This is a genomic window from Allobosea sp. 05T433 (assembly GCF_056396065.1).
Genome location: NZ_JBFTKS010000064.1, coordinates 1 through 8,386, shown reverse-complemented (window position 1 = coordinate 8,386; position 8,386 = coordinate 1). Strand labels below are relative to the sequence as shown.

Annotated in this window: 9 protein-coding genes; 6 read left to right on the top strand and 3 right to left on the bottom strand. The window is 62.9% G+C overall.

What is annotated here, in order from left to right; all coding sequences use genetic code 11:
* Positions 1-414: 414 nt before the first annotated feature.
* The 6 genes from AC1DGP_RS34385 (at position 415) to AC1DGP_RS34360 (ending at position 4,568) form a co-directional block, all read left to right on the top strand.
* Entirely contained in the window at positions 415-663 is a 249-nt protein-coding gene (locus AC1DGP_RS34385) for a hypothetical protein (RefSeq protein WP_441508823.1), read from the top strand.
* Positions 664-704: 41 nt separating this feature from the next.
* On the top strand, positions 705-1,196 hold the full coding sequence (locus tag AC1DGP_RS34380; protein WP_441490971.1) for a hypothetical protein: 492 nt from the start codon (positions 705-707) through the stop codon (positions 1,194-1,196).
* Positions 1,197-1,212: 16 nt separating this feature from the next.
* Positions 1,213-2,004 carry a polyphosphate kinase 2 gene (gene ppk2 / locus AC1DGP_RS34375; RefSeq protein ID WP_476771127.1) on the top strand — a complete coding sequence of 264 codons (792 nt, stop codon included), beginning with the start codon at positions 1,213-1,215 and terminating at the stop codon, positions 2,002-2,004.
* A 36-nt stretch (positions 2,005-2,040) separates the two neighbouring features.
* Positions 2,041-3,099 (top strand): sensor histidine kinase, encoded by a 1,059-nt coding sequence (locus AC1DGP_RS34370; RefSeq protein ID WP_476833215.1) that lies wholly within the window; start codon positions 2,041-2,043, stop codon positions 3,097-3,099.
* Between the two features lie 9 nt (positions 3,100-3,108).
* Complete coding sequence (locus AC1DGP_RS34365) at positions 3,109-3,720, top strand: response regulator transcription factor (RefSeq protein ID WP_441509105.1); 612 nt, start codon at positions 3,109-3,111, stop codon at positions 3,718-3,720.
* Between the two features lie 167 nt (positions 3,721-3,887).
* A complete protein-coding gene (locus AC1DGP_RS34360; protein WP_441509104.1) occupies positions 3,888-4,568 on the top strand; it encodes a hypothetical protein in 681 nt (226 codons plus the stop codon).
* A 97-nt stretch (positions 4,569-4,665) separates the two neighbouring features.
* Here the strand turns inward: AC1DGP_RS34360 and AC1DGP_RS34355 are convergent, their stop codons facing one another.
* From AC1DGP_RS34355 to AC1DGP_RS34345, 3 genes are all read right to left on the bottom strand, one after another.
* Entirely contained in the window at positions 4,666-6,351 is a 1,686-nt protein-coding gene (locus tag AC1DGP_RS34355) for a SulP family inorganic anion transporter (RefSeq protein ID WP_476833214.1), read from the bottom strand.
* 43 nt (positions 6,352-6,394) lie between these two features.
* Entirely contained in the window at positions 6,395-7,969 is a 1,575-nt protein-coding gene (locus tag AC1DGP_RS34350; protein WP_441509102.1) for a CYTH and CHAD domain-containing protein, read from the bottom strand.
* A gap of 30 nt (positions 7,970-7,999) precedes the next feature.
* On the bottom strand, positions 8,000-8,386 hold a 387-nt coding region (locus tag AC1DGP_RS34345), incomplete at its 5' end, for a DUF2950 family protein (protein ID WP_476833213.1).

Here is an 8,386-nt window from a genome sequence, read left to right as displayed (position 1 = left end):
CGCTCTGGCCGGCTGGCTGTCGGACCAGGACGCCACGCCGGCAAGCAGGGCGAAAGCAAGCGACCAGTGCTTCAATGTCGACATGTTGTGGCCTCCGGGTTGGCCCGCCTGGATCCCTCGTCGTTCGCCTCTGCGACCGCGGGGGGAAGGGGACTTCGGTGAAGCTGCAACGATAGGCGACGGCCCAAGGGGGCGGGAGTAGCTAACGGGAGGTTACGCTCGTAACACGCTGTCGAGCGGTCGGGACGCTGTGCAAGCTTCCGCAAGTCCCGCCCCTATTGACTCAGTTTCACTGGTCGCACGCATCGGTTGCGGCCCCTTGCCGGGCGTAGCCTCCTGTTAGTTACTCCCGCGGGCGCGATCTTTCTCCATAGTGGACGTGACGTGGCGCTCGTCGGCGGGAGAACCGTTGCGATGGATCAGGGTGTGCTGGCTGCCATCCGGCATCTTCCAGCCTATGGGAGGTCGATTAGGGAAAGAGCACTCCGCAGCGAGAGTTTTCGCACGCTCTGCGCAGACCTCGCCGAAGCCGAACGGGCCTTGGCGGAATGGGAGAGTTCGGCCCTGCCGATCCGCAAGGCGCGTTGCATCGAATATCGACAGCTCGTCGAGAGCCTCGAAGCCGAGCTCAGGGAAACCCTTGGTCGTCCGGACGGCATTTGACGAGGCAGGCAATCGCGATTTCGACTGGAGAGGAAACGGCAATGCCCCAGACCGCGGCGCACGGCGCGAAAGCCGACATTCTCGCCGACGAGAGTTTCATGTCGGCCGACGACCTGAAAGTCTACATGGCGGACATCGAGATGGCGAAGGCATCCAAGATGCTGGGTGCCATGGATAAGGCCGAGGAGGCACGCCAGAAGCTGATCAAGACGCTTGCGGAAGAGGTCGAGGTCAATGCCGAGCTGATTGCCCGGATCAAGCACAACCTCGCAGTGAAGACGCGCGCGGCTGCCGAGCGTGGCGAGCGCGAGGTCATGGTGATGCGGTTCCCGAGCGCGCTGTGCAACGACAAGGGCCGTGCGCTCAACAATTCAGAGGCGGACTGGCCGACGACGCTCACCGGACGGCCGCGCCAGGCCTATGAATTCTGGAAGGAGCATCTGAAGCCCGCGAATTATCGGCTGCGCGCGATGATCATCGACTGGCCGGGTGGGCTGCCCGGCGATGTCGCCTTCTTCCTGGCCTGGTCCTAACCGGGAGGGCGTGRTCATGGATGCTCCTGTCAGCAAGGCCATGAAGCGAGAGCCTTACGAGCGCCAGTTGAAGGAATTTCATGGCGAACTGGTCAAGCTCCAGGAATGGGCCAAGCATACCGGCGCCAAGATCTGCATTATCTTCGAGGGCCGTGACGGCGCCGGTAAGGGCGGTGTCATCAAGGCGATCACGGAGCGGGTGAGCCCGCGGGTCTTCCGCGTCATCGCGCTTCCTCCGCCGACCGATCGCGAACGCTCGCAGATGTACGTCCAGCGCTATCTGCCCCATCTCCCGGCCTCCGGCGAAGTCGTGATCTTCGATCGCAGCTGGTACAACCGCGCCGGCGTCGAACGGGTGATGGGGTTCTGTACGGAGGAACAGGCTCAGGCCTTCCTGTTCGCAGTCCCGAGCGTCGAGAAAGTCATCGTCGAATCCGGCATCATCCTGCTGAAATACTGGCTTGAGGTCAGCCCGAAGGAGCAGACGCGCCGGATCGAGGAGCGCATCACCGACCCGCGCAAGATCTGGAAGCTGTCGCCTATGGATCTGAAATCCTATGGCCGCTGGAATGACTATTCCCGTGCCCGCGACGACATGTTCCGGGCAAGTGATACGAGTTGGGCGCCCTGGTTTGCCGTCCATTCCGACGACAAGCGCCGCGCCCGGCTGAACATCATCTCTCATATCCTGTCCTCGATCCCCTACGAGGCGCCGCCGCGCGAGAAGATCAAGCTGCCGAAGCGCCAGAAACTGGACGACCACCAGGAAACGAGTTTCGCGAGGCACTGGGTCGCGGAAACCTGCTGAAACGCAACGAAGTGAGGCAGCCACCGGGAGGCCATATTGCAACGCTCTGAGGTAGCACTGGACGTTCGATTTCGCGCGGGGGGCGAGATCCCGACGGCGACGCTGCACGCCGGCCGGCATCGATACCTGATCCTTTGTTGCGTCTTCGCGCTGGCGGTGATCTCCGGCCTTCTCCTCAATCTCGTCCTCGGCTCCGGACCGGACGAAGTGTTGAATAGCACCAAGTACTTAGACATCGTCGCTCGTCGGCCCACAGCCTGGGAACAATATGGCTGGTCGATCGCAGGCATCTCGATCGCCTTTTTCCTGCAAGCGTTGCTGATCCTCCTGTTCCTGTTCGAACGCCAACGACGCGCCGTGGCCGAGCAGGAGGCAAGTCAGTTCATTTCGGAAGCCATGACGGTCAATCGGCGGATTTCGCTGGGAGAAATGTCCGCGTACATAGCGCACGAACTCAAGCAACCGCTCAGCGCAATCCTCATCAATACTGAAGCGGCCGAGATCATCCTCAAGAATGCGGCCCCCAGCATCGCGGAGCTTCAGGACATTGTCGCGGACATCAAACGGGACGAAATGCGCGCGGTCGAGATCATCGACCGCGTGCGGAACATGATCCGACTCGCGCCATCGCCTGCTCAGACGATCGATCTGAATCGCTGCATCCGCGATACATTCCGGCTCGTATCCAGCCGCGCTGCCGCAAACGATATCGGTCTGAGATCAGAGCTGGACGAGAATCTTCCGGAGATCCCGGCCGATGCCATCCAGATTCAGCAGGTGATCCTCAACATCACCATCAACGCGCTCGATGCCATCATCGGCCATGGCAGTTCTCGAAGAGATATCATCGTAAAGAGTGCATTTCACGGACGAGGCATCGTCGAGATATCCATCATCAACTACGGACCGAAAGTCCCGCCTCAGTCGTTGTCGAGAATTTTCGACGAGTACTACACCACCAAAGCCGATGGAATGGGGCTCGGCCTGGCGATCAGCAGGAAGATCATTCTCGCCCATCGCGGGCGGATCTGGGTGGACAACCGCGATGATGGCGGTGTTGCCTTCCACATCCATCTCCCCGCCATGAAGACATGAAGCGCCTCCATGCCAGCCAATATCTATCTGGTCGATGACGACATMTCCTTCAGGACCGCAATGGTTCGCTTGCTCGAAGCCTCCGGCTTCCAGACGAAATCATACGGGACCGGAGCCGAGCTCCTGGACCAGCTTCCCGACGAAGGAACGGACGGCTGCATTCTGCTCGACGTCGATATTCCAGGCGTGAGCGGCCCTGATCTTCAGCTCCGCCTCAATGCGGCCGGATCGCGATTGCCCGTGATCTTCCTCACCGGTCATGGCGACATTCCAACCAGTGTCCGCACGATCAAGGCCGGCGCAGAGGATTTCCTGACGAAGCCGGTCACCAAGGACGTGCTGTTCGATGCGATAAACCGGGCGCTCGCACGCTGTCGCCGCACCAGGCACAATGACGATGGTGCTGTATCGCGAGCGCTCCGGCTCGGCAGCCTCACCCCGCGGGAACGCGAGGTCTTCGCTCTTGTGGCGCGAGGCCGGATGAACAAGCAGATCGCCTACGAACTCGGAACCACCATTCGCACCGTCAAGGCTCACCGGCACAATGTGATGGAAAAGATGGCCGCACGCTCGATAGCCGAGCTTGTCCTCTCCGCGGAGCAACTGGGCCTTATCTCGTAGCAATGACTTGCGATCAGTCGGGCAGAGCCAGCCAGCCTTGCATCATGTCCGTGCAGTTCGATTGCCACCGCAACAAACCAATGGGAACCTGGCGCCTGACAAAACGGCGTGTTTCCCGGAGATTCGTCAGCGTTCTGGAGCCGTTTTGAAAGAAGGGTTGGACCACGATGACAACCGACCCCCTAGCGAGTGGCTACAACCCGCATCCGGCAAAGGGCCTGAAGACCCCGAGGGCTGCCGCCGCCGCCGGGATCCTTTTTTCGGTGCTGCTGCTTACCTCGCTTTTTCTGATCCTCGACACCGTGCGGCTGGACCCGCGAGACCCTGGCGACTGGCTGGGTCCGCAATCCTGGAAAGTGTCGCTCGCGCTCAACCTGATCCCGTTCGCGGGCATCGCGTTCCTGTGGTTCGTCGGTGTCCTCCGCGACCGGATGGGGGCGGCCGAAGACAAGTTGTTTGCGACGGTCTTTCTCGGAAGCGGTCTTCTGTTCATCGGCCTGCTCTTCGTCTCCGCTTCTTCGGTCGGAGCCATCCTCATCGCCTATTCCGCGCTTCCCAGGGACCTGCCGGGATCGATGACCTTCATGCTTGCGCGGTCACTCGCCTATCACCTGACCAGCATCTACGCCCTGAAAATGGCGGGCGTTTTCCTGATGACGGCCTCGACGATCGTCCTGCGCACCGGAATTGCCGCACGCGCAACGGCGATCACAGGGTATATCGCCGCCGCCATCATCCTGATCGGCAGCCAATTCCTGGATTGGACCGTGATCATCTTCCCGGTCTGGGTCTTCATCGTCAGCGTCGACATCCTCATTCGGGAGGCCCGCTCGCGGCCGGCCGGTTAGATCATCGAACCGGAAACCGTATCCGGTCCGATAATCTAACCTTTTGTGTTTGCATCGGCTTTCCCAAAAACCGGAATCCACTTTTCGGGCCGATGCCTTAGCCTGCTGGAATGACGCGGCGCTCGGCTTCAAAGGCGCCGACGGCATCCTGAAGCTCGTCGAAAATCAACCCTGGCCCAATCGCATCGAGAAAACCCGATCGCCTGAGGATGTCCATCGGATCCCGGTGCAGCTCCGCGACGGCCAGCGTCACGCCGCGCTCTGCAAGCCACCCCTGCAGCTCACCGAGCATGACCGCAGCAGTTGAATCGATCTGGGCGATCGCGCTGGCGTCGATCACGAGCCAGCGCGTCCCCGGCGGTGCCGCATCGACGATACCCTCGATCCGGGCTTTGGCGTATTCGGCATTGAAGAACAGCACGCTGCCCTGAACCAGGTAGATCACCAGCCCTGGAACGGGCCGCGCCTCCTGTACCCGATGAAGTTTGTAGAAGCCCGGCCTGCCGGCAGCGCGCCCGAGCAAGGCATCGCGCGGTCGCATGTCCTTGAGCAGCAGATGAAGCAGGGTCCCAGCAATGGCGATCACCACGCCGCTCAACACCCCCAGGCTGATCGCTCCCCACATGCTGATCAGCGCAAAGACGAACTCGACCCGGCTGATGCGCCAGGTTTCCCTCAAGCCGGAAATGTCGATGAGATTCAACGCCGCTGCGACCAGAATGGCGCCCAGCGCCGGCACCGGCAGCACGCGCAGCGCCTGATTGAGGTAGAGCAGCAGCGCCGTCAGCGCGCCGGCCGCAACCAGCCCGGCCAGTTGCGATCGTGCTCCGGCAGCCAGGTTTATCGCTGTACGCGAATCCGAGATGGTGACCGGAAAGCCGCTGAACAATCCCGATGCGATATTGGCCGCGCCGATGCCGACGAGCTCGCGGTTGGCATCGATCGGAAAATTGCCGCGCACCCCGAAGCTGCGCGCACTGACGAGCCCGGCGCTGACGCCGACGAGCCAGACGGCCCCGGCGCCGAGCACGAGTTCGCGCAGCGGCAAGGCAGCCCCGGTGGGAAACGACAGGGCCGGGAGTGTGTTTGGCAGGCGGCCGACGACCTTGATACCCATCGCCTCGAAATTGAACAGATGGGAGGCGATGGCTGCAACGACGACGACGACGAGAGGCCCCGGGATCGGAAAGCGCAGGCGTGGCAGGATCAGCAGAAGCGCCAGCATCGCCGCTCCCAGCGTCACCGATGGCCAATGGATCAGATCCGATCTTCGCAACAGTTCCAGGACTGGGGCCAGCAAGCCGTCGGCGTCGATCTTCACGCCGGTCAGCCGACCGATCTGGCCCACCATGATCGATATCGAGATGCCGCTGATGAATCCGATCAGGATCGGCCGGGACAGGAAGGCCGCGATGGCGCCGAGGCCGACCGTGCTGGCAAGAAGGCTGAGGATGCCGACAGCCAATGCAAGCGCCGCAGCAGTGGCGACCCGCTCCTCGGGAGAGCCGGCAGGCATCGCGGCCATGACCGCGGCAAGAACCGTCATCGTCGCCGCATCGGGGCCAAGCATGAGCTTTTGGGAGGGCCCGAAGAGCGCATAGCCGACGAGCGGCAGGATGCTCGCATAGATCCCCACCTCGACGGGCAGCCCTGCGATCGCGGGATAGGCAATGGCGCTCGGGATCGCGACCGCCGCCACCGCCAGGCCTGCGGTCACGTCAAAGCGCAGCCAGTCGGGCGAGAAGCCAGAGAAGCCGCTCAGGATTGGAAGGCGACCGAACATCATTGCTTCCTTGCGCCTTGTCCGGCGAGCCCAGCGGCGCAGGCTATGCCAGGCCGGAATCCTCTCCCTCGTCGAAGTCGAGATCAGAACGCTCCAGCCTGGAGCGGGCAGCCGCCGCGCTATCCGTCACGTCCTTGGTGTCGGAAGCGCGGCAGAGCGCAGTTGCAAGGCCGGCGGCGAAGAGAATGCGGCTGCCGCCGCTATCCCCGCCCAGCACCTCCTCGACATAGCTCATGAGCAAGGCTTCACCGGTCCTGCGGTCATTGAGGTCGCCAAGGACGCGCTGGATTGTCTGGAGAGGCTCGATGAGGCTGGAGAAGCTTCGCCGGGCCAGAAGCGCACCGAAGGGGTCGATCATGTAGCGGAGCTTCTTGGCGCGAACGCGCGCCTCATGCTGTTCGGGTGGATCGAGCCGTTCGATGTGCCGGCAGCGCTTGAGGAAAGACTTCAGTCGCGGCCGAAGTTCGCGTCTCAGATAGCGCCCGATCGGCATCTGGAGCAGCTCGGCCTGTTGCGGCGTCGGCGAGGTTCGTGCCAGCGCGCCGAGCAGGTCGAGGCTGAGCTCCAGGGCTGCCGGCGACTTCAGATAGTCGATCGCCGTTTCACGAGCGTGCTCGCCCCGGGTTTCAAAGACCGCTCTCAGATCCGCAACGCCCGGGGCGCTGCCATAGCTGGCGCCGAGCGCTGCCAGGACGGTCTCGCAGAGGACATCGACCTCGCGGGATGCACCAAGAAACTGGGTCAGCCAGCGAAGCCGTGGCGAAAGGTCATTGTCACCTCGCCATTGCTGGGCCGGCTCGAACAATGAGGCGAGCGCCCGTATCCGGCGAATGCAGACCCGTGCTTGATGCAGCGCCTCGCCGCCGCCGCCCGCCGCGAGCAGGGCAAAGTTATCGAAGAGTCCGGTGAAGCAAGTGGAGAACGTGCTCTGGATGGCCTGTTCCGTGCTCATGCCCGGCGTGACATCGAAGGACAGTTCGCTGACGGCGCTCTGCGGGGAACCCGCGCTCAGCCGGAAGCCGCGCTCGCCCTTGGACGACAATACCGGCAGCGAGGGCACGATCGATGCCAGATCACGGGCACAGCTCAGGAGCGCAGTCGGCGTGCCGCTTGCGAGTTCGAGCTCGGCCTCGCAGATCGGCAGCGACCGGCCATCGCCCTGGATCTCTCCGATGTCGAGCGCCAGTTCCACCGTCGCATCGGGGCGCATGATGACGAAGGTCCTGCGCCTGACCTGCGTGCTGAAAACCGCTCGCAAGTTGCTCAGGTCGCGGTCGCCCAGCACATCGCACAGAGGCGTCCCTGCGAGCGTATCCTTCGACGGTGCATCGGTCGCGACGGCGCACTCCCACTCGCCGCGCATGATCGCTCCGGCGCCACTCGACTTGACCGTCTGGATGTTCTTCCGGCCGTCATGCCGGATGCGAAGCGAATAGCCCTTGCGCCGCAGCTTGAGCTTGGGGGTATCGAAGTAGACGGAGTGCAGGCGCCGTGTCCTGCCCTTCCCGCTTGTCCCCAACGCCTTGGCCGCCCGGGCATAGTGCTCGAGGTCCCCACTCATGGGAATGAGTTTCAGCTCGACCTCGCGATTGTCCGGCATCATCGGCCCCAAAGCCATTCCCGGTCGTGTCCGCCAGGTGGACTGCCATCAACTCTGCGGCACCGAAACCTTCTCCCAGGTCTTGTCGGGATCGTATGAGCGCATCCGCGTCGCGATCCGGCTGGTCTTGGGTCCCAGATCCTTCTGATACACCGTACCCTCGTGGTTCACGATGAAGCTCATGACGCCGGAGGTGCCGTATTCGGCGGGATAGGCGAGCAGGGCGAAGCCGCCGATCATCTTGCCGCCGACGACATAGTCGAGGCTTCCGCCTGGCGCCGCGGCCCCCTGGCGCTTGAGGATCTTGTAGTAGTAGCCGTGATAGGGCGTCTTGCCCTGCCCGCCCTTGTAGCCTTCGCGCTCGGCCTGCGCGGCGAGAGCGCCAAGCGGACTGGCCTCTTCTCCTGCCCCGGTCGCCCAGAACAAGCCGTCGCG